The sequence below is a fragment of the Sphingomonas limnosediminicola genome, from assembly GCF_039537965.1.
In the GTDB taxonomy this organism is placed as follows: domain Bacteria; phylum Pseudomonadota; class Alphaproteobacteria; order Sphingomonadales; family Sphingomonadaceae; genus Sphingomicrobium; species Sphingomicrobium limnosediminicola.
The window spans coordinates 37,885-61,704 of sequence record NZ_BAABBM010000001.1; the positions used below are offsets into that span (position 1 = coordinate 37,885).

A 23,820-nucleotide genomic window follows, 5' to 3' on the forward strand; every position below is an offset into this window, starting at 1 on the left:
CTACCTTGCCTCCCTTAGATCTCAAAGTTGCACATCTTGGCCATGATGAAGGCACCGATGCCCATCCAGACCATCCCGCCGAGCCCGGCGACCATCAGACGCTGATCGGAGAAAAAGCCGCCCATGTAATGAGGGTTAATCATCCAGACCATTGTGAACACCACGAACGGAAGCGAACCGACGATGTATGCCGAAGCCTTTGATTCCGAGCTCATCGCGCGGATCTTGAGCTTCATCTGGGCGCGCTTGCGGAGCACGTCGGACAGGTTCGACAGGGTCTCTGCCAAGTTACCGCCAGTCTCCCGCTGGATAGCGAGGGTGATGACAAAGAACTGGAATTCCGGGGTGCCGAGACGGTCAGCCGTATCCTGAAGCGCGGCCTCCATCGTGCGGCCGATCTTCATCTTGTCGGACACCAAGCGAAACTCCAGTCCCACCGGGCCCTGGATTTCCGAGGCAACGATGCCAAGCGTTTCCGTGATCGGCAGACCCGACCGCAGGCCGCGCACCATCAGCTCGATCGCGTCCGGGAAGTTCGAATTGAACTTATTTACCCGGCGATTGATCATCTTGCCGATGACGAAGTGCGGTCCGCCGATGCCAAAGAATAGGCCGAGCAGGAGCGACAGGATGAAAGGCGCACCCTTGAAGGTCAGTCCGATCGTGATCGCCGCAACGATGCCGATGCAGATCAGCGCATATTTGCCGAGCGTGATCTCCTTGCCCGTCATCTCCAGCCGCTTGCGCAGCAGGGCAGGCTTGGGGATCAGCGTCGAGGCATAGCCTTCAAGCTTGCTCGAGCGCTGCGCAAAGAGCTTGCGGATCTGCGCCTGGGCATTGCCGGCGATCACATCACCGTGCCGCTCGCGGATCAGTTCGACGCGACGCTTCACCGATTTGCTCGGAGAGGGGCCGCTCATGGCCATGTAGCCGAGGCCGACGGCGCCGACGAGACCGATGAGGATGATCAACCAGAGCATGAGTGCCTTCGCCTCTCAATCTTGCCAGCGGCGCGTTGCGGCGCCGGCAGGGAACGGGTGTACGCTTAGGCGGCTTTGTCCTTGGGCTTGCTCAGCATCGACTTCAGATTATCGACGAGAGACTTTGCCCCGGCCGCAGCCGCGGACTCGGTCGCAGCACCTTCTTCGCTCGCATGACTGAGAACGACGCTCGACAGTTGGTTGAACGGCGCAGCCATCTTCCCGCTGGCGACTTCCGCAAGCGGCTTACCGAGCTTGGCGGCCTGGGCGGCCAGCTTCGCGTCGTACGGGAAGGCGATATCCACCGGACGCTCGATCGACTGTTCGAAGTCCTTGCGGCTGATCTCGAGCGCACCTCCCGAGGGGACGCCGTTGGCAACGACGACAACCTTGGTCTGCGGCGCATTCGACTTGAGCCAGGCGAGTACGCGGATCGTGTCGCGAGTGCCGGCGAGCGTGAGCTCGGCGACCACCACGGCAACGTGCGCGTCGTGGACCAAGTGCGGATATTGAATCAGCATGTGGCGCGGGAGGTCGAGCACGGTGGATTCGAAGGCGTTCCGCATCTCTTCCTGGAGTTGGAAGAAAGCGGTGCCGTCGGTGACCAGCGGCTGGTTGATCGGCGCTTCCGCCGACAGAACCGACAGACGCTCGTTGGCGCGAACCATCGCACGCTCGATGAACAAGCCGTCGATGCGGCTTGGGTTCTCGATGGCGTCGGTCAGGCCGCGGCCGGGCTCGAGGTCGAGTGCCAGCGCGCCTGTGCCGAAGTGGACGTCGAGGTCGAGGAGGGCGGTCGAACGACGCGCCTTCTCACCAAGCAGCCACGCCAGCGACGTTGCGATCGTCGAAGCACCGACGCCGCCACGGACGCCAATGACGGCGGCCATCACGTGCGGCTTGTCGGCCTGAGCCTCGCCGCGCGGTCCTGACAGGATCATCTGCGCATGCGCAAAGGTGTCGCGCAGCTGGTCAACCGTGAAGGGCTTCAGCAAATAGTCGTGGATGCCGCTCGCGACGAGGTCGCGATAGAGGCGGACATCGTTGACCGCGCCGGCCGCGATGACGATCGTGCCCGGCTCGCAAACTTCCGCGAGCGCGTTGATGTCGTTGAGCGGATCGCCCGACTCGCTGAGGTCCACGAACAGGATGTTCGGGCTCGCCGAGACGGAGAGCGACTGGACCGCGTTGCGCAGCCCGCCCTTGTTGACCTTCTCCGGCGACCAGCCGTGCTCGACCGCAACCGGGCGCAGCATGTCCGCCGTGGCATCGTCGCACACGAAGGCGGTGAAGGGATCACGCAAACCTGCGCGAGCCTGGAACGGAGCGTTCATTATCAGTTCCCCTTCGTCGTAACTTGCTCAAGACCCTTCGTGCCGGTCGGCGCCTGCGAGCGGTAGTAATTGACCGCCTTGGTGCCGGTGCGCGGGTCGACAACCGTCGTGCCCTCGCGGCCGTGGAGAAGATCTTCCGGATTGGCGATCTGCTGGGCCAGAGCCGAGTTGACGCCGCAACCGAAGTTGGAAGTCGTGCGGTTCTGGAAGTTCGGCTGCGACGGGATGCGCCAGTTCGGGCAGCCCGGGACCTCGGCGCGAGCGCGGGTCACGACCACGCGAACGCTGCCGGGAGCAACCGCACCGGCCGTGACCGGTGCACCCGGTTGGACCAGCATGCCATAATTGCCCGCAACCTGAGCGACATCGTATCGAGCCGCATCGGCGCCAGGCGCATCGACGTAGATCGAATCGCCATATCCGAGGTCGAGACCGCGGAACCAGCTGTCGAGTCGGCCCTTTTCAACGGGCGAAAGCATCCCGCCAGAGGCAGCCGCATCGAATACATAGTCGGCGCGGGTCACCACCGGAACATTGACCGCTTCCACGCCACGATCGGGAAGATCGTGCGGCGTGTAGCCGCAGCCGGCGAGCGCCGCCGTGGCAACCATCAGAAGACCGAAGTTCGAACGCATGGCAGCATCCTTCCTAAGCGAGCGGCGGGTCACAGCTTGAAGCCCGGAGCAGCAGTTGCGGCAGCACCACCGGCCATGCCGGGGGCGGGAGCCGGGACGCGGGCGGGACTGCCGCTAACGCCCTTGAAAACCTGGCCCTCGAGCTGGCGCTCAGCGTCGTTCGGGGCACGATAGCCGTCGATCGGCATTGCCATCCGGCCGGAAATCGGACGCACCAGGTACGGCGTGACGATGATCACCAGTTCAGTTTCCTGACGACGGAACTTCGTCGAGCGGAACAGCGAGCCAAGGATCGGCAAGTCGCCAAGCAGCGGCGTCTTATCGAGACCATTCGAGGCGGTGTTGCGGAGCAAACCGGCCATCATCAGGCTCTGGCCTGAGCCAAGCTCGACGGTCGTCTCGGCGCGACGCGTGGTCAGCGCAGGGACCTTGTAGCCGTTGAGATTGACGCTGCCGGCATCCGACAGTTCGCTGACTTCCGGGCGAACGCGCATCGAGATGCGGCCGTCCTGAAGCACGATCGGTGTGAAGGCGAGGCCAACGCCGTACTGCTTGTACTCGATCGTAACCGCGCCAAGCGACTGCGACACCGGGATCGGGAACTCACCGCCGGCCAGGAAGCTGGCGGTTTCACCCGAAAGCGCGGTCAGAGTCGGCTCAGCCAGGATCGTGACCAAGCCGTCAGTCTCGGCAAGGTCGAGCGCGCCCGTCAGGTCGAGACCAAAGAGCTTGCCGGCTGCACCGAGGGTGCCGCCGCCGACGATCGGGCTGAGTACGCGGAACGGGTTCCCGCCAGCAGCGGGCGTTCCCTGTCCGATACCGAACTTGAAGCCGCTGGTGGAGTCGGTCGAGAAGAGGTTGACCCCGATCTGCTTGAGCAGGTCGCGGCTGACCTCGGCGACGCGAACTTTCAGGGTAACCTGAAGCGGTGTTGCAACGCGGAGGCGATTGATGACGCAAACCTTACACATTGCGCCGTCTTTCGACATATCGACGCCCGGGTTGAGCTCCGACGAGGCAAGGGTCTGCGCGAAGGCCGCATCTTCCGGCGAAGCGACAGTCCCGCTGAGGATCGCGGTTTGACCGACGGTCATGACGCGAACGTCCGACTCCGGCATCGCGGCGCGCAGAACCTCATTGATGGTCGGCAGGTTCTGGCTGACCTTGACCTGCGCACCGTAGACAACTTCGCCGCCAGCGCTGGTTGCGATCACCGTCGTGTCGCCGAAATCCTTACCGAAAAGATTGATCGAGTGAGGATTGTTTACGTAGACGTCGGCGACCTTCGGGTTCGAGACCCAGACGCTCGCGACGCTGCGCGGCAAGTTGATCATTTGGCCTTCACCAACCGACAGCTGCACTTGCTGCGTCGGGCGGTAGGCGCCGGAAGCGTAAGCCTTGGGCTGCGCCGCCATCGCCGGCTCGGCTGCGACCGCACTCAGGCCGAGGGCCAGTGCTGCGATCGCCGTGCCGAGGCGAGCCCGGCTTTCGATGTTGCGAGTGTTCATCTTAGCGAGCTCCTCAGTTGGCGTCGTTGCCGCGGACGACGCGGACGCCATTGTTCACTGGCTTCGGACCACCGGCGGCAGAGCCGATCGCCTGGCCAAGGGCCTTGCCCATGCCAGCCATTGCATCCGCGAACTGCGGCTGCGCCTGCTTGGCCGGGACAGTGCGGCGCTGAAAGCGCGACACGTCGCCACCGGTCGAGAAGGTCGTGTTGCTGTCAGCCGGCTGGTTGGCCACTGCGAGCAGCATCTGACGCTCCTGCTGCGGATTGGTACCCGCCGGGACCTTGACGTCCCCGGCCGCAACCGCGCGCTCGAGTTCGGCCGTGTTGTCGGCGATTGAACGGAGCGAGAGGGACAGCGTGCCGAGGCTCTGCGCGACGGCGATCTTCTCGGCGATGCGCGGCGTGACTTCGAACGTGACGTTCGAGAAGGTGCGAACCTCAGTCTTGCCGTCCTTGTCCTTGTCGGTGACGCGCTGGTCGGTCGCCAGGACACGGACATTGCGGATGATGGTTTCGGTGACCTTCAGGGCCGGACCCTGGCCGCCGCCTTCAACCTGCTGGGTGAGCATGAGGTCGACGTGGTCGCCCGGGAAGACGAAGCCAGCGACGCTGGACGACGCGTTCACGGGAACCGTGACGGCACGCATGCCAGCACCAAGGGCTGCAGCGAGGAAGCCACGGTCCTGAGGGCCAACAATCGAACCGCGAGTGACCGGCTGGCCGGCCGTGATCGCATAGCGAACGACGGTGCCAAGCAGGCCCTGCGGGTTCGCGTCGGGCGAGCCCTCGATGTAATAGGCGCTCTGCATGAGCTCCTTCGGCCAAGGCTGATAGGAGAAGCTGTCGGCGTCGATGATCGTGCCGACGGGCAGCGCCTTCTTCGCGACGAGCACCTTTGGCCCGACAGGGACGGCAGCCGGCGCAGCATTAGCCTGCTGCGCTCCAGCACCTGCGAACATATTCTTGGCCATGATGGCGGTAACCACCGCAATGACCAGCGCTCCAACGAGCAGAGCGATCTTCTTCACATCCATGGCGCAATCGCCTCCCCTAGAAGGGCCCCCAGAACAGCCTCACACATCAGGCAAAATGGTTAAGAAAGCGTTGGGCGAGAATCGCGAGACCGCCGAATGCGATCGCGACACCGTATGGGATTTCTGGACGTCCCTCCCGGCGCTTTGCCCTGTGCCAGGCGAGCACGACGAGAGTCAGGACTCCGCCGGCCAGTGACATCAGGACAAGAAATTTGATTATTGCTGAAGGTGAAAGCCACAACGACAAAGCGGCAGCGAGCTTAACGTCACCGCCTCCCATCATCCCGGCATAGAAAGCGCCAGCAAGCAGCACGAATACCGCTGCACCGCCGGCCAGTTGAACCGCGACGCCCGGCCAAATGGCCAGTTCGATAGACAGCCAATAGAGCGGGGCGAGCAAAGCCACGGTCGCGTTCAGCCTGTTGGAGATGGTGAACGTGCGCACGTCGATGACCGCCGCCACCACCAGCAAGGCGGCGAGGCCAATCAAAAGCAGCTCGGTAAATGCCCCATTGAACATAGCAGAAGGCTCTAGACGGTATGGCTTTCCAATTCGTAACCGTGATTTCGAATGAGCAATTGGGACATCGTGATCGTCGGCGGCGGCATTGCCGGCGCGAGCCTGGGCGCCGAGGTCGCGGGCAAGCGGCGGACGCTGATCATCGAGGCCGAAGATCATTGCGGGTACCACTCGACCGGACGGTCGGCGGCATTCTTCCTGGAAAGCTACGGCGGTCCGCAGGTCGCCAAATTGTCGTCAGCATCGGCGGCGTTTCTCGCTAATCCGACGGCTGACTTTGCCGACGGCAGCTTCCTCCACAAACGCGGCGGTATCCATTTGTCGGAGGGCGATTGGCCGGAAGTTCCAGCCGACGTCACAGCCTATCGCATCGATCGCGCCGAGCTCGATCGAGTCGTTCCGGGCCTGAAGCCGCACTGGATCAAGGCGCTGGTCGAGCCGGGCTGCGCGGATATCGACGTTGCTGCGCTACACGCCGGCTTCCTGCGCAAGTTTCGAAAGCGCGGCGGAGAGGTGAGGACATCCGCCCGGTTCGAAAGTGCCGCTTTCGACGGGCAAAACTGGACAATCCGCCTCGCCGATGGGTCCGAACTATCCGCGAATATCCTGGTCGACGCTGCCGGCGCCTGGGCCGACGAGGTGGCGGAGCGCAGCGGGGTCCGCCGGCTAGGGATTGCGCCGAAGCGGCGCACGATGGTGCAGCTTCGTGTAGGGCAAACAGGCCTGAAGGAACTTCCGCTGATCGACGACGCGGAAGGACGGTTCTACTTCAAGGGAGAGACGGACAACTCCATCTGGCTCAGCCCGCACGATGAGATCGAGAGCGATCCGTGCGACGCCGCGCCCGAGGAAATCGACATCGCCACCGCCATCGATCGCTTCCAGGGCGTGGTCGATTGGCCGGTCGAGCGTGTCGAGCGCACTTGGGCCGGCCTCAGGAGCTTCGCACCCGATCGTTTGCCGGTCTACGGCTTCGACACGCAAGTATCCGGTTTTTTCTGGTGCGCGGGGCAGGGCGGCTTCGGAATCCAGACCTCGCCGGCAGCAGGAAAGCTCGCCGCATCAGTGCTTTTGGCTGAGGAACCGGACCCTAGCGTCGCGCACATCGACCCAGCGGTCTTTGCTCCGTCGCGATTCGGATGAAACGGGGGAGACTGCGTGCGAGCCTCCCCCCACCGGCTTTCAACGAACAGGGGGAACGAGAGAGTCGGTGATGATTGGGGGATAAATGCCTCTCACGACGGGGAGACAAGTGAACTTTCTGTCATCACAGCCGATGTAATGCGCGCTGCCTGTCCGCTTCCGCGCAGGCAAGTGCATCGACGCGGTCATTTTCTGGATGGCCGCTGTGACCCTTCACCCAATGCCATTCGATGCGATGCGGCGCGCTGGCTTCGATCAGTTCCTGCCACAGTTCGGCATTCTTGACCGGCTTCTTGTCGGACGTCCGCCATCCGTTGCGCTGCCAGTTGTGGATCCAGCGCGTGATGCCGTCCCTGACATAATTGCTGTCAGTGAACAGTTGGACGCGGCAAGGCTTCTTCAGCGCCTCCAGCCCGCGGATCGCGGCCAGCAACTCCATTCGGTTGTTGGTGGTCAGGGGCTCTCCGCCCGAAATTTCGCGCTCGCTTCCGCTGTTTGCGCGAAGCAATACGCCCCAGCCGCCCGGGCCGGGATTCCCCCGGCACGCGCCATCCGTGTACATTTCGACTTTCGGAAGGTCGGTCAGGCGACAAGCTCACGCGGCAGCTTGAAGACCATTCGCTCGGGCGTGTGATCGGCGATTTCCTCGCGAACGTCGAAGTGTGCGCTAATCGCGTCGATTACTTCGCGTACCAGCACCTCGGGCGCCGACGCCCCGGCAGTGATGCCGACCGTCCGGGGATGCCCAAGCCAATCCCAGTCGATATCTTCCGCGCGCTCGATCAGCCGCGCCGGCACGCTCATCCGCTCGGCGACTTCGGCAAGGCGCAGGGAATTGCTGCTGTTGGGCGCACCGATCACGAGCATCCGCTCGCATTCCGCCGCAATCGCCTTGACGGCGGCCTGCCGGTTCGAGGTCGCGTAGCAAATGTCTTCGCTACGGGGTACGCGTATCTCGGGAAACTTGGCCTTGAGCGCCTCTACGATCGACGCAGTGTCGTCGACCGAGAGCGTCGTCTGAGTGAGGAACGCCAAATTTCCATCGGGCAGGTCAAGGTCGGCAACATCCTCGACCGTCTCGATGAGAGTCATGGAGCCTTCAGGCACCTGCCCAAACGTTCCCATCACTTCCGGATGGCCGGCATGGCCGATGAAAAGGATGTGGCGTCCTTCATCAATCAGGCGTTCGGCCTGACGATGGACCTTGGAAACGAGAGGACAGGTGGCATCCACGTAACTCAGGCTGCGGTCGCGCGCCGCCGCCGGCACCGACTTCGGCACGCCGTGCGCCGAAAAGACGACCGGGCGGTCATCCGGCACTTCATCAAGCTCCTCGACGAATATCGCACCCATCTGGCGCAGCCGTTCGACCACGAAGCGATTGTGGACGATTTCATGGCGCACATAGACGGGCGCACCGAAACGCTCGAGCGCAAGCTCGACGATCTGGATGGCGCGATCGACGCCGGCGCAAAAGCCGCGCGGCGCCGCAATCAGCAGGCGAAGGGGCGGGAGTGAGCTAAGGGGTTCAGGCACGGTGCAGGCCATGTAAGGCATCGCTTGCAGCCTTAGAAGGCCCTTCCTATGACGCGGGGCCATACTTTCGTGGACGTAAGGAACGCGCCCAAGTGAAGCTCCGCCTCGCCGCACTCGCCACTGTCATCATGCTCAGCGCCTGCCGTCACGCCGGCGACATCACCGCTGAAAACGGAGGCGGCATCTACGCTATCCGGAGCGCTTGTCCGATTCTCGGCATTCCCGCTGCGACCGGCGATATCACCCTTTTCGATCCGGCCGGGAGCACTGATTCGCGCGCCATCGATGTGAGCGCGGCTATCACGGACATCCAGAGCAGCTGCGCCGATGCCGGCAACGACGTGGCCTCGACGGCGACGTTCACCATCGTCGCGCTGAGGCGGGACGCAGGCCCAGCGCGGCAGGTCGTGCTGCCGTACTTCGATGTTGCGATGCAGGGCGGGCAGGACATCGTGGCCAAGCGGGTCGGACAAGCCGTATTGAGCTTCCCGGCTGGCGGCCTACATGCCTCGACCCGGGTTCAGGCGACCATTCGTGTCAATCGCGCCGCCGCGACGCTTCCGCAGAACGTGCGTGAGATTATCACGCGGCCGCGTAAGGCGGGCGAGGCCGAGGCGGCGCAGGACCCGCTCGCCGATCCGACCGTGCGTTCGGCGGTTGCCAAGGCTACGTTTGAACACCTCATCGGCTTCCAGCTGACGCAGGATCAGCTCCGCTACAACGCAACACGCTAAGACTTCACCGAAAGTCGCGTTGACTCGGCGACGGGGCGCGGCCAAGGCACGCCTCGTCACCGGAGGCTTCGGCCGCCGGAAAGGCCGCGCGGGAGAGCTCGTTCCTAGGAACGGCGCCGAAGGAGCAACCGCCTCCGGAATCTCTCAGGCACCAAGGACCGCGCTGACCTGACAGTCTGGAAAGTGTCCGCCGAAGCCTCGTGCGACGGTTGACCGCCGAAGGGGCAAAGCTCTCAGGCTCTAGGGACAGACGGGGGCGGCAGGTGAAACCGAAGGGGTGGAGGCTGTCGCTTGACGTCTGCAGGAGCGCCTTGATGAGCCGAGAAGTCCATTCCGGTCCGACCGACGAGAACCAGGCGCGCGGAACGCCTTACAGCGGCGATCCCGAAGGCGGGGCCGGCCTGGCAACTCCGCTCGACAAGCTCGCGCTCGACGAATGGCACCGTTCGAAGGGTGCCCGAATGGTCCCGTTCGCCGGCTATGAAATGCCCGTCCAGTATGAAGGCATCATGGCTGAGCATCTTTGGACTCGCGAAAATGCGGGTCTGTTCGATGTCAGTCACATGGGCCAGCTGTTCATCCACGGCCGCGGTGTCGACGCAGCGCTCGAGCGGGTGATGCCGGGCGACTTCAAGTCGGCCAAGGACATGAAGCCCAAATATTCGCTGCTCCTCAATGAAGAGGGCGGGATCATCGACGACCTGATGGCGACGCGCCGAGGCGATGATTTTTACGTCGTCGTGAACGGCGCGACCAAGCATGGCGACATCGATTATCTGACGCAGCGCATGCCCGATGTGGTGATCGACCATATGAAGGAGCAGGCGCTGCTTGCCCTTCAGGGGCCGAAGGCCGCCGAGGTTCTCGACGCCGCAATCCCGGGCGTCGCGCAGCTTGGCTTCATGGAAGGCGGACCGTTCCGCGCCTTCGGCCACCCGTTATGGATCAGCCGCTCGGGCTATACGGGTGAGGACGGGTTCGAGATTTCCATTCCTGCGATCGCGGTTCAGTCGCTTGCTGATTGGCTCATTGCCGATGAGCGCGTGAAGCCGATCGGCCTTGGCGCGCGGGATTCGTTGCGGCTCGAGGCGGGCCTTCCGCTCTATGGCCACGACCTGGACGACCGGACGACGCCGGTCATGGCGGGCCTCAACTTTGCGCTGAACAAGCGGCGCCGCGCCGATGGCGGTTTCGCCGGCGCCATGCGCATTCTTGCCGAGTTGGAGAACGGCCCGCCGACGCTTCGGGTCGGCTTCGACATTGAAGGGCGCCAGCCGGTCCGGGAAGGTGCCCTCATCTTGACCGGCGAGGGCAATGAAGTCGGGCGGATCACCAGCGGCGGCTTCTCACCATCGCTGCAGCGGCCGATTGCCATGGGTTATGTCGGCATCACCTTCGCCGAGCCCGGAACGGCGCTGAAGCTCGAGCAGCGCGGAAAGCTGTTCGATGCGCGCGTCGTGCCGATGCCGTTCGTCCCCCACCGCTATCACCGCAAGGGAGCCTGACCTGATGAGCCTGTACTTCACCAAAGAACATGAATGGATCCGCGTCGAAGGCGACACCGCGACCGTCGGCATTTCGAACCATGCGCAAGAAGCGCTGGGCGACATTGTGTTCGCCGAAGTGCCGGATGCCGGGCGCCGGGTGAACAAGGGCCAGGAAGCGGCGGTCGTCGAATCCGTGAAGGCTGCTTCGGACGTTTATGCGCCGGTTTCGGGCGAGGTCGTCGAAGGCAACCAGGCGGTCGCCGACGATCCGGCGCTCGTGAACAGCGACCCCGAAGGCCAGGGCTGGTTCTTCAAGATCAAGCTCGACAATCCGGGCGAACTAGACGGCCTGATGGACGAGGGCGCCTACCGCGACTGGATCAAGACCCTTTGAGTCCAGCTGCCGCCTCGACCAGCAAGTGGAACGCCGCGGACTATGCGCGCGTCGGCGGCTTCGTGGCCGAGCTTGGCGGCGCGGCGCTGGATCTGCTCGATCCGCAACGTGGGGAGCGGATCCTCGACATCGGCTGCGGCGAGGGAACGCTGACCCAGAAGATCGTCGAGCGCGGCGCGACGGTTCTCGGCATCGATAATTCTCCCGAAATGATCACCGCTGCGCGCGCCAAGGGCATCGACGCCGTGCTGCTCGACGTTGCCGACATGACCTTCTCGTCCGAGTTCGATGCCGTCTTTTCGAACGCGACCTTGCATTGGGTGCTGGAGAAAGAGCAGTCGGCGCGCGCGATCTTCCGGGCGCTGAAGACCGGTGGCCGGTTCGCGGGCGAGATGGGCGGCGAAGGCAATCTCAGGAAACTGCGCGATGCGCTCGATGAGGAGCTGATCATCCGCGGTTACGTACCGCCGATTGAGGCGAGCAACTGGTACGCCTCCCCCGAGGAATTTGCCGCCGTTTACGAAGCCGCCGGTTTCGAGCAGATCGACGCCCGCCTGATGGAGCGGCCGACCCGCGTCGATCACGGCGTCAACGAGTGGGTCACGACTTTCCGTCGCGGCTGGCTTGACCGGGCGCAGGTTCCCGAAGCCGAACGCGCCGAGATCGGTACTGCCGTCGCCGACCGCGTGGGCTCCAATATCGCCGATTACGTCCGCCTTCGCTTCATCATGAGGAAGCCAAACTGATGCGTTATTTGCCGCTGAGCGACGCCGACCGCAGTGAGATGCTGCGCGTGATCGGTGCCGGCTCGATCGATGAACTCTTTCGCGACGTGCCCGAGGAGGCGCGGCTAAGCGGTCCGATTGAGGACCTGCAGATGCACGCGTCGGAGATGGCGGTCGAGCGGCACATGACGGCGCTGTCGCGCAAGAATATGGTCGCGGGCGACGGGGCCTTCTTCCTCGGCTGCGGTGCTTACAAGCACCACATTCCGGCGAGCGTCGACCATATCATCCAGCGCGGCGAGTTCCTGACCAGCTACACGCCCTACCAGCCCGAGATCGCGCAGGGCACGCTGCAGATGCTGTTCGAGTTCCAGACGCAGGTCGCTCGGCTCTTCGGCTGCGAGGTGGCAAACGCGTCGATGTACGATGGCTCGACGGCGATGTGGGAAGCGATCGTCATGGGCCACCGCATCACGCGGCGGAACAAGACGATCATCTCGTCCGGCGTGCACCCGCATTATGTGAGCGTCGCCAGGACGATGGCGAAGTTCACTGAGGACAATCTCCAGACATCGCTTCCCCGGCTGACAGCAGAAACCGACGTGGAAAGTCTGATCGCTGCCATTGATGGCGAGACCAGCGCGGTTGTTGTCCAATACCCGGACATCCTCGGCCGGATCACCGACCTGGCGCCGATCGCCGAGGCGGCGCATGCCGCGGGTGCGATCCTGATCGCGGTGGTTACCGAGCCCGTCGCGCTCGGCCTGATCAAATCGCCGGGCGAGATGGGCGCGGACATCGTCGTCGGCGAGGGCCAGAGTATCGGCGTCGGGCTGCAGTTCGGCGGCCCTTACGTCGGCCTGTTTGCCACCCGCGAAAAGTTTGTCCGCCAGATGCCGGGCCGCCTGGCCGGTGAGACGGTCGATGCCGAAGGCAAGCGCGGCTTCGTGCTGACGCTGTCGACGCGTGAGCAACACATCCGTCGCGAAAAGGCGACGTCGAATATTTGCACGAACTCCGGCCTCTGCGCCTTAGCGTTTTCGGTTCACATGACCTTGCTTGGCGAAAAGGGCCTGAGGCAGCTCGCGTCCTTAAATCACGCGCGCGCGTGCGAGGCGGCCGATCGGCTGGCTGATATCCCGGGGGTGGAGCTTGTCACCAACAGTTTCTTCAACGAATTCACACTCCGGCTTCCGGTCGAGGCGCGGCCGGCGGTTCACGCGATGGTCGAGAAGGGCATTCTCGGCGGCGTGTCCCTTGGGCGGCTCTATCCAGGGATAGAAGACCTGCAAAACGGACTGGTCGTTGCCGTTACCGAAGTCGTGACTGACGAGGACATTGGTGCCCTGGAAGCGGCGCTGAAGGAGGTATGCGCGTGACCGTCAATCCTTCAGGCTGGCGACCGTCCGCCCCATCCAACGAGCAGGGTGAGGCCCAGACCACGACGGGCAACCGTGCGCTCATGCTCGAAGAGCCTTTGATCTTCGAAATCGATGGCGGCGAGACCACCGGGGTCGACTTCGCCGACATGCCGCAGCGTGCGACGAAGCTCGGCGGGCTGGAGCGGTCGCGGCCAATCGCGCTGCCCGGCCTCAGCGAGCCCGAAGCGGTGCGCCACTACACGCGCCTGTCGCGTCAGAATTACGCGATCGACCTCGGCCTTTTCCCGCTCGGGTCGTGCACGATGAAGCATAACCCGCGCCTCAACGAGAAGGTCGCGCGGCTTCCCGGCTTCGCCGACGTTCACCCGCTACAGCCGCAGGAGACAGTGCAGGGCGCGCTTCAGGTGATCAATGAGCTCGCCTTCTGGCTGCTCAACCTCACCGGCATGCACGGCGTCGCGATGAGCCCGAAGGCGGGCGCACACGGTGAGCTATGTGGTCTGCTTTGCATCCGCGCGGCACTCGAAGCGCGCGGCGACAAGCGCGAGGTCGTCCTGGTCCCTGAGAGTGCTCACGGAACCAACCCAGCGACAGCGGCCTTTGCCGGTTACCGCGTCGAGAACATCCCGGCGAACGCCGCCGGCCGCGTCGACTTGGAGGCGCTGAAGGCGCGGTTGGGGCCGGATGTGGCGGCGGTGATGATCACCAACCCGAACACTTGCGGCCTGTTCGAGCCGGACATGAAGGCAATCAGTGACGCGGTCCATGCAGCTGGGGGCTTCGTCTATTGCGACGGCGCGAACTTCAACGCGATCGTCGGGAAGGTTCGTCCCGGCGACCTCGGCATCGACGCGATGCATATCAACTTGCACAAGACCTTCTCGACGCCCCACGGCGGAGGCGGGCCTGGCTCCGGCCCAGTGGTCTTGTCGGAGGCGCTGGCTCCATACGGACCGATTCCCTACGCCGCGAAGTACCGCGACGGCAGCTTCAAGATGGTCGAGGAAGAGCATGCCGGCGAAGAGCATCCGGACGGCTTCGGGCGGATGGTCGCTTTCCACGGCCAGATGGGCATGTTCACCCGCGCGCTCGCCTATATCCTCAGCCATGGCGCCGACGGCCTGAAGCAGGTCGCCGAGGATGCAGTGCTCAACGCCAATTACGTCCTCCGGAGCCTGGAAGGCGTGCTCGACGCGCCGTTCGCGAAGAGCGGTCCCTGCATGCACGAGGCGATCTTTTCCGACCGCGGGTTCGAAGGCGGCGTGAGCACGATCGATCTCGCCAAGGCGCTGATCGACGAGGGCTTCCACCCGATGACCATGTACTTCCCGCTGGTCGTCCATGGCGCAATGCTGGTGGAGCCGACGGAAACGGAATCAAAGGCGAGCCTCGACCAGTTCATCGCCTCGGTGCGCTCCATCGCGGAACGCGCGAAGGCCGGCGACCAGAGCCTCAAGGCGGCGCCAATCTATGCGCCGCGGCGGAGACTTGATGAGACCCTGGCGGCCCGCAAGCCAATTCTGACCTGGCGGGCGCCGGAACCGGCTCAGGCCGCCGAGTAGAGGAGGCGAGGGGCATGCAGCCGCAGGGCAATTGGCTGACGGCGGCACTTCCGTTCGTTGTCATCGCGATTGTGCTGGCGATCCGCTTTCGGCGGATGAGGAGGGAGCTTCCGCTGAACCCGGAGCGGCTGTGGATTGCGCCGGCGATCTACGTGCTGCTTGCAGGAACGACCCTCTATTCATTGATGCCGCCGCAGATGGGTTGGCTGCTGATGATAGCGGGCGTCGCTGTGGGTGCGGTGCTCGGCTGGCATCGCGGCAAGCTTATTCACATGACCCGCAACCCCGAAAACGGCGATCTGACGCAGCGATCGTCGCCTCTGGCAGTTGTGTTACTTGCGGCGCTGGTCGCCCTGAAGCTCGGCGCCAAGGCCATCTTCGGCGACTCCGCCGTCGGTCATCCAAGCAGTAGCGCCATGCTCCTTACCGACGCCTTCATCGGCTTTGCGTTGGGCCTTCTAACGGCGACGCGACTGGAGCTTTACCTGCGCGCGCGTCGCCTCCTGGGGCAAAGCGTTTGACCGACAACCGTCGCTTCTACGAGGCGGCTGCGGCCGGTGCTCGTCGCTCTGCACCCGCAGCGCTGCGCAATCGCGAGCCCATTGCCGAGGTTCTGGAGGAATGGCTGCCCGCAAGTGGGCTGGTATTGGAGATCGCGAGCGGAACGGGCGAGCACGTTGCTTACTTCGCGGAGCGCTTTCCGGCTCTCGAATGGCAGCCGAGCGACCTGCATCGGGACGCACTGGCCTCGATCGAAGCATGGCGCGAGCATTCCGGACTCCCGAATGTGCGTCCGCCGATCGCAATCGATGCCTCTTCACCCGACTGGAGCATCGATCGCGCCGATGCACTCCTAAGCATCAACATGGTGCACATCAGCCCGTGGAGTTCTGCGCTCGGCTTGCTCGATGGCGCAGCTCGCCTTCTTGCCGATGGGGCGCCGCTGATCCTCTACGGTCCGTGGCTGAAAGACGACATCGAAACGGCGCCGAGCAACGCTGCGTTCGATCAGGACTTGAAAGCGCGTGACCCGGCCTGGGGCCTTCGCCGGGTGGAGGACTTCGCGGCGGCTGCCGCCGAACGCGGTCTGCGCCTTGAGGAGACGCGCATCATGCCCGCCAACAACTTGATGCTGTTGTTGCGTCCAGATCGGACCAATCGATAACCATCGCCGGTAACGGCGAATGATATGCCGAGAGAATGCAACCTCTCGGTCAACCCCCGTCAGAGCAAAGTCGCCGTGGATCTCCTCGATCGAAGGTATTCCTTGCGGCGACGCTCGAGTGGCCGGACCGGGCGCGGACCGTCGTACTGCGGGACCTTTCAGAGCATGGCGCGCTGATCCAAGGAAACGGGCTGGTCGCCCGTGACGTGCCCGTAATCCTCCGTCGCAAGGACCTGAGCGTCGGTGGTCATGTGGCCTGGGTGCGCGGCAATCTCGCGGGAATCGCGTTCACCAACAGTCTGAATCGCGAGGTGGTAATGCAGCACATTCCGCGGGCGGCCGTCCGGCAAAAGGATCAGCCCCTTCACCGACGACCAGCGGTGACCCAACGCGGAATGAATGCGGAAGAGCGCCGCTGGTTCGAAGAAATGACGCGCCCGCCGAAAGACGGCAAAGGCTAGTTCGCGGCGCGATCGCGATCCTGGCGCTCGCCAAGCCAGCCCACCAACTGTGAGAGGGCCAGCACGCGATTGAACGTAATCCCGCAGGTCTCGCCATCGGCCCAACGGACAACGCCCTGCTCAGGCGAGAGGCCGGGAAGCGTGACGACCACGTTCGCGCCGACCGGCAGTTCCCTGGTCGCCTCGACGCGCAAGCCGCCTTGCGAGACGTTGACGGTCCGTGCGCGATGCATCGTGGCGCCCTGGCGAACCCATGCGTTACATTCGATCTCGATGCGCGGCATCCGTGGGCGGAGGCCATCAGCGGAGCCGGAGATGAGCGACAGCACATCGATCGGGGTGTCGAACTCAACGCCCACATGCTCGCCGTTCACCCACAACGCCTTGCCACCGATCGGCTCGCCCTGCTTGAGCTCGATATAGAGCCGCGCAGCTTCGGGAATGTCGGAATAGGCACGGATCAGCATGCCGCCTGCCGATATGTTCTTGATCAGGCAAAGCTCGCGCCGGTCGTCAATCAGGAGCGATCCGACCCGGAGGAGGCTTAAGTAGCGTTCGCAGCTTCGACGCTCGGCGGGCGCCTTCGGGACGCCTGCTAAGGAGTAAACCGTGGTTTCGACCTGTTGCTCGTCCAACATGCACTCCGGACCTTCGAAGGTTTGCCAACGCATGCTTGCTGCGCCGTATGCACGGCGCCGCCCCCCACTCGCATCTGACTGGCTTAATCCTCATGCCTTACCAGTTAGTTGCGATTGCCGCCGAAGCGACGATAGTTTGCCGAAGGTGTGCGCTAGGCGTAGTGAGAGGTCGGAGGTGCGGCATGAATAGAGCGCTTTTTCTGGGCCTGCTGCTGATGGCGGCTAGCGGGACAGCGCTGGCCCAGGGTCAGGCTGCTCCAGCTCAGGCTGCGCCGTTCCAGGCGACCAGCGGGCCCTTGGCGTCCGCCGTCGACAAGACAACGCAAACCGAGGAAGTCCGCTTCCGCAACGAATATAACTACCGGATGACCGTTCCGGTTACACTTTCGGGCAATGGCCCCTACCGCTTCCTCGTCGATACCGGCGCCGACCGGACGGCGATTTCACGGGATCTTGCGACGCGGCTGAAGCTGACGGCCGGGCAGGGTGTCTCGCTTCACAGCATTTCCGGCGTTTCTAGCGTCGATACCGCGACGGTGCCGGCGCTTCAGTTGACGCGGAAACCGGTCCGGATCGCCGATGCACCCCTGCTCGACAGCGCCAACATGGGCGCTGACGGAATCCTCGGCACGGACTCGCTCGCCTCGCAGCGTGTCGTTTTCGATTTTCCCGCGCAAACTATGTCGATCGTGCCATCGGCCAGTCCGGATTGGCATGACGAGCCTGGTACCATCGTCGTTGAGGCCAAGCGGCGTAACGGACGGCTCGTGGTCACCGACGCCTATGCGAACGGCCAGCACATCACGGTCGTGCTGGATACAGGCTCGCAGATCAGCATTGGCAACGAAGCGCTGAAGACGATGCTCACGGCTAAGTCGCTATCTGGTTCGCAGCCGGTGGAGCTTCAGTCTGTAACCGGCGACAAGCTGGCAGGCGACTACATGTTCGTCAAAGAGGTCGAGATGGGTGGCATCGGCCTCAGGAACCTGGCCGTCGTCTTCGCGCCGGCACACACGTTCAAACAGCTGAAGCTCGAGGATAAGCCTGCTCTGTTGCTCGGCATGAATGCGATCAGGTCCTTTAAGAAGGTATCGATCGACTTCGCGCGCAAAACGCTGCGCGTCATCGTGCCACAGGAAAGCCAACTCGAAGTCCGCGTCGCCAGCGCGCTTTAACGCGCTCCGATTGTGCTCTGTCCGGGCGCTTGCCTAGAAGGCCGGATAAACAGCCATTTCGGTGCGGGTTCAGGTGGATATTCGCCGCGGCGACGAACGCACCGCCCCCGCCTGTCGAGCGAGGCGAACGCGGTAAATAGTCGCGAATTATACTTTCTCGGCGAACCGGTCGTGCAGGGCCGCAAGGGATGCGTCGTGCGTGAGGTCGAGATGGAGCGGGGTCACGCTCACATAGCCGTCGGCGACCGCCTCGAGGTCAGTTGAATGGCCGGGCGTTTCGACCATCGGTCCTAGCCCGAACCAGTAATAGCCGTAGCCACGCGGATCGGTGCGCTCCACTATGCGGAGCCGACCGTAGTCGCGGATGCCTTGGCGGCAAACGCGGATGCCTTTGACGTCTTCCGGGCGCATCGCCGGGAAGTTCACGTTGATGAGCGTCTTGGGCTCCGTCTCTAGCTCGAGCAGGGGCGCTAGAACTCGCTCGGCCCATGCTTCGGCGGCCGCGAACGGGACCGTGTCGCCCATTCCTTCACGCGAATAGGCTTGGCTCAGGGCGATCGATCGGACGCCTGCGAGCGCTCCCTCCATCGCCGCGGAGACGGTGCCAGAGTAAGTGACGTCCTCGGCCAGGTTCGCGCCGCGATTGATCCCCGACATGATGAGGTCAGGTGGCGAGTCTTTCATGATGTGCGCCAGCGCCAGCATGACGGCGTCCGTGGGCGTCCCCGTGACGGAAAAACGCCGGTCGTCATGGCGCCGAAGCCGCACAGGTGTCGTTAGCGTGAGCGAATGGCCTGCGCCCGATTGTTCCTCAGTCGGTGCGACGATCCAGACGTCGTCGCTGAGCTTGCGTGCCACCGCTTCGAGAAGTTTCAGGCCGCGGGCGTTGATGCCGTCGTCATTGGTCAGAAGAATGCGCATTTGGCGGCTATGGCGGGAAGGGTTCTAACCAGCAACTGTGTCAGGGCTCGCAACGACATTGCGCCATATTCGCAACATCTTGGCGATTTCTTCACTGGTTAACCGTCAGTGCTTGTTAAGGCTCTGAGGCATATTTATAGGCCGGCGTTGGGGATGACTGGCTTCATTTCGGTTAAGTCCCGAAAAAGTCAGTCGTAATTGCCTCCGGCTGCACCGGCGGGCCGGCCGCAGCAGGTGGCGGCGTATGGGCAAATCTCTGCAGGGGGCTGCAGAGATGATGTGCGGGGGAGGTTTTATGGCGACTGCTCTTGTCGACCTTTATGGCGGCAGTGAACTACCCTTCGACCGGATCATTCTTCCGGAAGGCTATCGGCCATCCGACGGCGAAGAATTCATGTGCGGCAAGCACCGTGCATATTTCCTGAGAAAATTGAAGGCCTGGAAAGAGGCGATCGTCGAGGAGTCTCGCCAGACAATGGCGCAGCTCCAGGTCGACTCGCTTCGCGAGCCTGACATTGCCGACCGAGCGTCGAGCGAAACCGATTGGTCGATCGAGCTTCGCACTCGCGACCGGCAACGTAAGCTTATCTCGAAGATCGATTGCGCGATCCGTCGCCTCTACGAGGGCGAATATGGCTATTGCGATGTGACTGGCGAGCCGATCTCTCTAGCGCGTCTCGAGGCCCGTCCGATCGCGACCATGACCCTCGAAGCGCAAGAGCGCCACGAGCGGATCGAGCGCGTTTCGCGCGACGATTGAGTGGATCAGTGCGCGGCGACTAAGGTCGCCGCGCATAAAAAAGGCCGCCTCAGTGTGTGAGGTGGCCGGCCATTTCGTCCTTGAGCTTCAGCTTTTCCTTTTTCAGCCGGTGGAGAAGGTCTTCGTCGGGGTGGGCCCTGTGCTCTTCCTCTTCGATCAGAGAGTGAAGAGCCGCATGCTTTGACTCCAATTCCTCGACCATTGCCTTGTCCATTGGTGCAGTTCCTTTCAGGCTAGTGTCACCACCGCGTAATAAAACACGAAACGCGCCGGATGTCTTGGGCCATTGCACCGCTCGGCGGGTCTTCGGCGCGCTTTGCCGATGACGGTAGTGAGTTTTCCGCAGGCCGTCTTTCGCCTAGGTGCACCCAGATGAATGATGACGAACCGGCGACCGACCTCGACGCGTTGAAGGCCGAGCATCGCAGGCTGGACGAGGAAATCGCGCGACTTTTGGACGATCCCGACACCGACCAGCTTGAGATCGCCCGTCTCAAGCGGCGAAAGCTCCGGCTAAAGGATCAGATCCAACAAATCCTTGATACACGGACTCCAGATATCATCGCCTGAATCTGTCCCATTGTTGGACAATCAAGGCCCTCGCCACCGTCTCAGGGAGAGACAGACCGCCGCTGGAACAAGCCGGGCGAGCGAGTCGGACGTTTTCAGGGACAGGTAACGGTGGCACTTATGCTGACAATGAACGAATCGGAATTGCCCCAGTCACAGACGCGCATCACGTCGCGCCTGATCGACTCGCTCTACACGGAAGCGATGTTGCTGGCCGACGAGGCAAGGTCGTATTTTGACGATGCCGGCCGTGATGAGCGGCAGACGCTAGAACCTTTCGCGCGTGTCGGGTTCGCCTGCGAGTCGCTGAAGGTGACGACGCGCATCATGCATATCGTCGCATGGCTTCTGACCCAGCGCGCGATCGAGTCGGGTGAAATCGCTAATTTCGAAGGGCGACGGCCCGAGCGTCGGCTGGGTCATGCGCAGGAAAGCGATCCCGCTGTGGTCAATCAGTTGCCGGAGTCGGCGCAGAAGCTGATCAATAGTAGCGCCGAGCTATATGCGCGCATCAAGCGGATCGACGAAGGCACGCTGGAGACCGAAGTTCCGCAGAGCCCGGCGCGCGCGCTCATGGGCCGCCTAGAGCGTGGACTCGGCGGCCACAGCAGTTAACAACGCCGCTTAATGCGGCCCTTCACTTTCAATCCCGGACCGCGGCTTTTGGCCGGAGCGGACCAGGCCGCGTCGGTTGCCGAGCTTCTGCCCGAGGGTCCGTGTCTGCTGGTGACAGATGCCGACCTGCTAAGGCTTGGTCTCGTCGATGCATACCGCGACGCAATTGGTGGGACGCGCGCGCTGACGATCTTCGATTCCGTCGAAGCCGATCCGTCCAAAGAAACATTGCTCGAGGCGGTCGAGGCGGGGCGTGCTTGCGACGCGGCTTCAGTCGTCGCGGTGGGCGGCGGAAGTCCGATGGATGTCGCGAAACTTGCGGCCTACCTGCTAGGATCAGGCGACAATCTCGACGAGATTTGGGGCGTCGGGGTCGCGAAGGGGAGGCGCCTTCCGCTTGCTCTCGTGCCGACAACCGCCGGCACCGGATCTGAAGCCACGCCGATCTCGGTGATCACCTGCGAAGGCGGCGTGAAGCTTGCCGTCAATTCGGCGCCCTTGATTGCGGATTGGGCGGTTCTGGATGCCACGCTCACGCTCGGCCTGCCGGCGCACGTCACTGCTGCCACCGGCATCGATGCCATCGTCCATGCGGTTGAGGCCTATACGTCGGCGCGATTGAAAAACCCGTTATCCGATGCGCTGGCGCGCGAGGCGCTGCGGCTGCTGAATGGCAGTCTGCTGACGGTGATCGAACAACCCCAGGATCTCGAAGCTCGCTCGGCGATGTTGCTGGGCGCGCATCTGGCGGGACTCGCCTTCTCGAACGCGCCAGTCGCAGGGGTTCATGCACTCGCTTATCCGCTCGGTGGGCTGCACCACCTGCCGCACGGTCTGACCAACGCCCTAATGTTGCGCCACGTCCTTGCCCATAATCTGGAGGCGGCTCGCGACCATTATGCGCAATTGGCCGAGATCCTTGTTCCGGATTGCGCGGGGCAGGGAAGCCAGGCGCGCGCCGCGCTGCTCATTGAACGGCTCGACCAACTTGCCCGAAGCAGCGGTCTCGCGCTCCGCCTGCGCGACCACGGGGTCGCGTTCGATGAGGCGCCGACTCTCGCGCGCGAAGCGATGAAGCAGACGCGTCTGCTCGTGAACAACCCGTGTGAAATTAGTGAAAGCGATGCCCAGCGGCTCTACGAGGCCGCCTGGTGAGCCGGGAAGAACCGGCGGACCGATCCGCATTCAAGGTTTGGCGTCGGCTCACCACGAGGTGGGCCGACAATGATGCCTACGGCCACGTCAACAACACGGTCTACTATGAGTGGTTCGATACGGCGGTGAACGCCTGGATGGTCGAGCAGGACATGCTCGATATCGAGCACGGCGATCCAATCGGCCTCGTCGTCGAGACGCGCTGCAACTACTTCGCACCACTCGCATTTCCGGAGGATGTCGAGGTTGGATTAGCGGTCGCTAGTCTCGGGCGTTCGAGCATCCGTTATCGAATTGGAATCTTCGCCGTCGGCGGAGACCGAGCGGCGGCTCAGGGCGAATTCGTCCACGTTGTCGTCGATCGCGCAGGGCGAAGGCCCGCGGAAATACCGCCAGCATGGCGGCAATCACTAGAAGCGATCAGTTAGCGCAGATCCGGGCTTTGGCGGCTTCATATTGCGCTGCGAGAAGGTCGATATAGTCCGCGGCGGGCTGCACCCGGTCGATCACGCCAATTCCCTGGCCCGAGCCCCAGATGTCACGCCAGGCTTTCGCTTTCGCACCACCTTCCGAACCGAACTTCATCGTGTCGAGATTGCCTGCAGCGAGATTGTCCGGGTCCAACCCGGCGTTGACGATCGATGAACGCAGGTAATTGCCGTGAACACCGGTGAAGAGATCGCTGTACACGATGTCCGCGGCGCGACTGTCGACAATCGATTGCTTGTACGGATCGGAAGCATTCGCCTCGTCCGTCGCAATGAAGGGTGATCCGATGTAGGCGAGATCGGCGCCGGCGGCTTGCGCGGCCAGCACGGCTCCGCCGCTGGCGATAGATCCGGAAAGGATCAGCGGTCCTTCAAACCATTGCCGGATCTCTTGAACCAAAGCGAAGGGGGACCAGCGGCCCGCGTGACCGCCTGCTCCCGCGGCGACGGCGATGATTCCGTCTGCGCCTTTCTCGATCGCCTTACGGGCGAAGCGGTCGTCGATGACATCGTGAAGCGTGATGCCACCCCACGAATGGACCGCTTCATTCAGCTCCACGCGCGCACCCAGCGAAGTAATGACGATCGGCACCTTCCACTTTGCGCAGACCTCCATGTCATGCTGAAACCGATCGTTGGAGCGGTGCACGATTTGGTTGACGGCAAATGGCGCCGCCGGACGCTCTGGATGGTCGCGATCCCATGCGGCCAGCGCTTCGGTTACCTCGTGCATCCATTCGTCGAGCTTCGTGTCAGGACGAGCATTTAGGGATGGGAAGCTGCCGACGACGCCCGAAGTGCATTGGGCAATGACAAGCTTCGGGTTCGAAACGATGAAGAGCGGGGCCGCGATGACCGGGATGCGCAGGCGCTGAAGGATCGGCGGCAGGCTCAAG

At 63.3% G+C, this 23,820-nt stretch carries 28 protein-coding genes and 2 riboswitches; of the genes, 16 read left to right on the plus strand and 12 right to left on the minus strand.

The window, feature by feature from the left end; translation table 11 throughout:
- Window positions 1–14: 14 nt before the first annotated feature.
- From ABD704_RS00195 to ABD704_RS00220, 6 genes are all read right to left on the minus strand, one after another.
- On the minus strand, window positions 15–980 hold the full coding sequence (locus ABD704_RS00195) for a type II secretion system F family protein (RefSeq protein ID WP_344697680.1): 966 nt from the start codon (window positions 978–980) through the stop codon (window positions 15–17).
- Window positions 981–1,045: 65 nt separating this feature from the next.
- On the minus strand, window positions 1,046–2,314 hold the full coding sequence (locus ABD704_RS00200) for a pilus assembly protein CpaE (protein WP_344697681.1): 1,269 nt from the start codon (window positions 2,312–2,314) through the stop codon (window positions 1,046–1,048).
- Window positions 2,315–2,316: 2 nt separating this feature from the next.
- Window positions 2,317–2,949 (minus strand): CpaD family pilus assembly protein, encoded by a 633-nt coding sequence (locus ABD704_RS00205; RefSeq protein WP_344697682.1) that lies wholly within the window; start codon window positions 2,947–2,949, stop codon window positions 2,317–2,319.
- A 29-nt stretch (window positions 2,950–2,978) separates the two neighbouring features.
- Complete coding sequence (locus tag ABD704_RS00210; protein ID WP_344697683.1) at window positions 2,979–4,457, minus strand: type II and III secretion system protein family protein; 1,479 nt, start codon at window positions 4,455–4,457, stop codon at window positions 2,979–2,981.
- A gap of 13 nt (window positions 4,458–4,470) precedes the next feature.
- On the minus strand, window positions 4,471–5,493 hold the full coding sequence (cpaB, locus tag ABD704_RS00215) for a Flp pilus assembly protein CpaB (protein WP_344697684.1): 1,023 nt from the start codon (window positions 5,491–5,493) through the stop codon (window positions 4,471–4,473).
- Window positions 5,494–5,539: 46 nt separating this feature from the next.
- A complete protein-coding gene (locus ABD704_RS00220; RefSeq protein ID WP_344697685.1) occupies window positions 5,540–6,013 on the minus strand; it encodes an A24 family peptidase in 474 nt (157 codons plus the stop codon).
- 51 nt (window positions 6,014–6,064) lie between these two features.
- Here ABD704_RS00220 and ABD704_RS00225 point away from each other — a divergent pair, with 51 nt between their 5' ends.
- Entirely contained in the window at window positions 6,065–7,156 is a 1,092-nt protein-coding gene (locus ABD704_RS00225) for an NAD(P)/FAD-dependent oxidoreductase (protein ID WP_344697686.1), read from the plus strand.
- A gap of 124 nt (window positions 7,157–7,280) precedes the next feature.
- On the opposite strand, the gene rnhA is transcribed toward ABD704_RS00225, so the two are convergent.
- A complete protein-coding gene (gene rnhA / locus ABD704_RS00230; RefSeq protein WP_344700438.1) occupies window positions 7,281–7,742 on the minus strand; it encodes a ribonuclease HI in 462 nt (153 codons plus the stop codon).
- Window positions 7,739–8,704: a 4-hydroxy-3-methylbut-2-enyl diphosphate reductase gene (gene ispH / locus ABD704_RS00235; protein ID WP_344700439.1), complete on the minus strand. Its 966-nt coding sequence runs from the start codon at window positions 8,702–8,704 to the stop codon at window positions 7,739–7,741. Before ispH ends, rnhA begins: the two co-directional genes overlap by 4 nt.
- A gap of 80 nt (window positions 8,705–8,784) precedes the next feature.
- Here ispH and ABD704_RS00240 point away from each other — a divergent pair, with 80 nt between their 5' ends.
- From ABD704_RS00240 to ABD704_RS00280, 9 genes are all read left to right on the plus strand, one after another.
- Complete coding sequence (locus tag ABD704_RS00240) at window positions 8,785–9,426, plus strand: hypothetical protein (RefSeq protein WP_344697687.1); 642 nt, start codon at window positions 8,785–8,787, stop codon at window positions 9,424–9,426.
- Window positions 9,427–9,505: 79 nt separating this feature from the next.
- Window positions 9,506–9,597, plus strand: a riboswitch (glycine riboswitch).
- 1 nt (window position 9,598) lies between these two features.
- Window positions 9,599–9,680: riboswitch (glycine riboswitch) on the plus strand.
- A gap of 60 nt (window positions 9,681–9,740) precedes the next feature.
- A complete protein-coding gene (gene gcvT / locus ABD704_RS00245) occupies window positions 9,741–10,931 on the plus strand; it encodes a glycine cleavage system aminomethyltransferase GcvT (RefSeq protein WP_344697688.1) in 1,191 nt (396 codons plus the stop codon).
- A 4-nt stretch (window positions 10,932–10,935) separates the two neighbouring features.
- Entirely contained in the window at window positions 10,936–11,307 is a 372-nt protein-coding gene (gene gcvH, locus ABD704_RS00250; RefSeq protein ID WP_344697689.1) for a glycine cleavage system protein GcvH, read from the plus strand.
- Complete coding sequence (locus tag ABD704_RS00255) at window positions 11,304–12,053, plus strand: class I SAM-dependent methyltransferase (RefSeq protein ID WP_344697690.1); 750 nt, start codon at window positions 11,304–11,306, stop codon at window positions 12,051–12,053. The genes gcvH and ABD704_RS00255 overlap by 4 nt, the downstream gene beginning before the upstream one ends.
- Window positions 12,053–13,411: an aminomethyl-transferring glycine dehydrogenase subunit GcvPA gene (gene gcvPA, locus ABD704_RS00260; protein WP_344697691.1), complete on the plus strand. Its 1,359-nt coding sequence runs from the start codon at window positions 12,053–12,055 to the stop codon at window positions 13,409–13,411. The genes ABD704_RS00255 and gcvPA overlap by 1 nt, the downstream gene beginning before the upstream one ends.
- Window positions 13,402–14,976 (plus strand): aminomethyl-transferring glycine dehydrogenase subunit GcvPB, encoded by a 1,575-nt coding sequence (gene gcvPB, locus ABD704_RS00265; protein WP_344697692.1) that lies wholly within the window; start codon window positions 13,402–13,404, stop codon window positions 14,974–14,976. The genes gcvPA and gcvPB overlap by 10 nt, the downstream gene beginning before the upstream one ends.
- A gap of 14 nt (window positions 14,977–14,990) precedes the next feature.
- Window positions 14,991–15,497 (plus strand): CcdC protein domain-containing protein, encoded by a 507-nt coding sequence (locus ABD704_RS00270; protein WP_344697693.1) that lies wholly within the window; start codon window positions 14,991–14,993, stop codon window positions 15,495–15,497.
- Window positions 15,494–16,141 carry a DUF938 domain-containing protein gene (locus ABD704_RS00275; protein ID WP_344697694.1) on the plus strand — a complete coding sequence of 216 codons (648 nt, stop codon included), beginning with the start codon at window positions 15,494–15,496 and terminating at the stop codon, window positions 16,139–16,141. The genes ABD704_RS00270 and ABD704_RS00275 overlap by 4 nt, the downstream gene beginning before the upstream one ends.
- A 35-nt stretch (window positions 16,142–16,176) precedes the next feature.
- The gene (locus ABD704_RS00280) at window positions 16,177–16,602 is read left to right on the plus strand and encodes a PilZ domain-containing protein (protein WP_344697695.1); all 426 of its coding nucleotides are present in this window, start codon (window positions 16,177–16,179) and stop codon (window positions 16,600–16,602) included.
- Here ABD704_RS00280 and ABD704_RS00285 read toward each other — a convergent pair.
- On the minus strand, window positions 16,599–17,273 hold the full coding sequence (locus ABD704_RS00285; protein WP_344697696.1) for a PilZ domain-containing protein: 675 nt from the start codon (window positions 17,271–17,273) through the stop codon (window positions 16,599–16,601). The two genes, ABD704_RS00280 and ABD704_RS00285, sit on opposite strands and share 4 nt — an antisense overlap.
- Before the next feature lie 149 nt (window positions 17,274–17,422).
- Here ABD704_RS00285 and ABD704_RS00290 point away from each other — a divergent pair, with 149 nt between their 5' ends.
- On the plus strand, window positions 17,423–18,415 hold the full coding sequence (locus ABD704_RS00290) for an aspartyl protease family protein (protein WP_344697697.1): 993 nt from the start codon (window positions 17,423–17,425) through the stop codon (window positions 18,413–18,415).
- Window positions 18,416–18,562: 147 nt separating this feature from the next.
- Here the strand turns inward: ABD704_RS00290 and surE are convergent, their stop codons facing one another.
- A complete protein-coding gene (gene surE / locus ABD704_RS00295) occupies window positions 18,563–19,336 on the minus strand; it encodes a 5'/3'-nucleotidase SurE (RefSeq protein ID WP_344697698.1) in 774 nt (257 codons plus the stop codon).
- 295 nt (window positions 19,337–19,631) lie between these two features.
- Here surE and dksA point away from each other — a divergent pair, with 295 nt between their 5' ends.
- The gene (gene dksA, locus ABD704_RS00300; RefSeq protein ID WP_344697699.1) at window positions 19,632–20,096 is read left to right on the plus strand and encodes an RNA polymerase-binding protein DksA; all 465 of its coding nucleotides are present in this window, start codon (window positions 19,632–19,634) and stop codon (window positions 20,094–20,096) included.
- 49 nt (window positions 20,097–20,145) lie between these two features.
- On the opposite strand, the gene ABD704_RS00305 is transcribed toward dksA, so the two are convergent.
- Window positions 20,146–20,310 (minus strand): DUF465 domain-containing protein, encoded by a 165-nt coding sequence (locus tag ABD704_RS00305; protein ID WP_344697700.1) that lies wholly within the window; start codon window positions 20,308–20,310, stop codon window positions 20,146–20,148.
- Between the two features lie 158 nt (window positions 20,311–20,468).
- Between ABD704_RS00305 and ABD704_RS00310 the strand changes: the two genes are divergently transcribed.
- The 4 genes from ABD704_RS00310 to ABD704_RS00325 all read left to right on the plus strand — a co-directional run bounded on the left by ABD704_RS00310 (window position 20,469) and on the right by ABD704_RS00325 (window position 22,864).
- Window positions 20,469–20,666 carry a DUF465 domain-containing protein gene (locus ABD704_RS00310; protein ID WP_344697701.1) on the plus strand — a complete coding sequence of 66 codons (198 nt, stop codon included), beginning with the start codon at window positions 20,469–20,471 and terminating at the stop codon, window positions 20,664–20,666.
- A 129-nt stretch (window positions 20,667–20,795) separates the two neighbouring features.
- On the plus strand, window positions 20,796–21,281 hold the full coding sequence (locus ABD704_RS00315) for a DUF1465 family protein (RefSeq protein ID WP_344697702.1): 486 nt from the start codon (window positions 20,796–20,798) through the stop codon (window positions 21,279–21,281).
- Between the two features lie 12 nt (window positions 21,282–21,293).
- Entirely contained in the window at window positions 21,294–22,436 is a 1,143-nt protein-coding gene (locus tag ABD704_RS00320; protein WP_344697703.1) for an iron-containing alcohol dehydrogenase, read from the plus strand.
- Window positions 22,433–22,864, plus strand: coding sequence for an acyl-CoA thioesterase (locus tag ABD704_RS00325; protein ID WP_344697704.1), 432 nt, complete (start codon window positions 22,433–22,435; stop codon window positions 22,862–22,864). The genes ABD704_RS00320 and ABD704_RS00325 overlap by 4 nt, the downstream gene beginning before the upstream one ends.
- Here ABD704_RS00325 and ABD704_RS00330 read toward each other — a convergent pair.
- Window positions 22,857–23,819 carry an NAD(P)H-dependent flavin oxidoreductase gene (locus ABD704_RS00330; RefSeq protein WP_344697705.1) on the minus strand — a complete coding sequence of 321 codons (963 nt, stop codon included), beginning with the start codon at window positions 23,817–23,819 and terminating at the stop codon, window positions 22,857–22,859. The genes ABD704_RS00325 and ABD704_RS00330 overlap by 8 nt on opposite strands.
- Between the last annotated feature and the right edge of the window lies 1 nt (window position 23,820).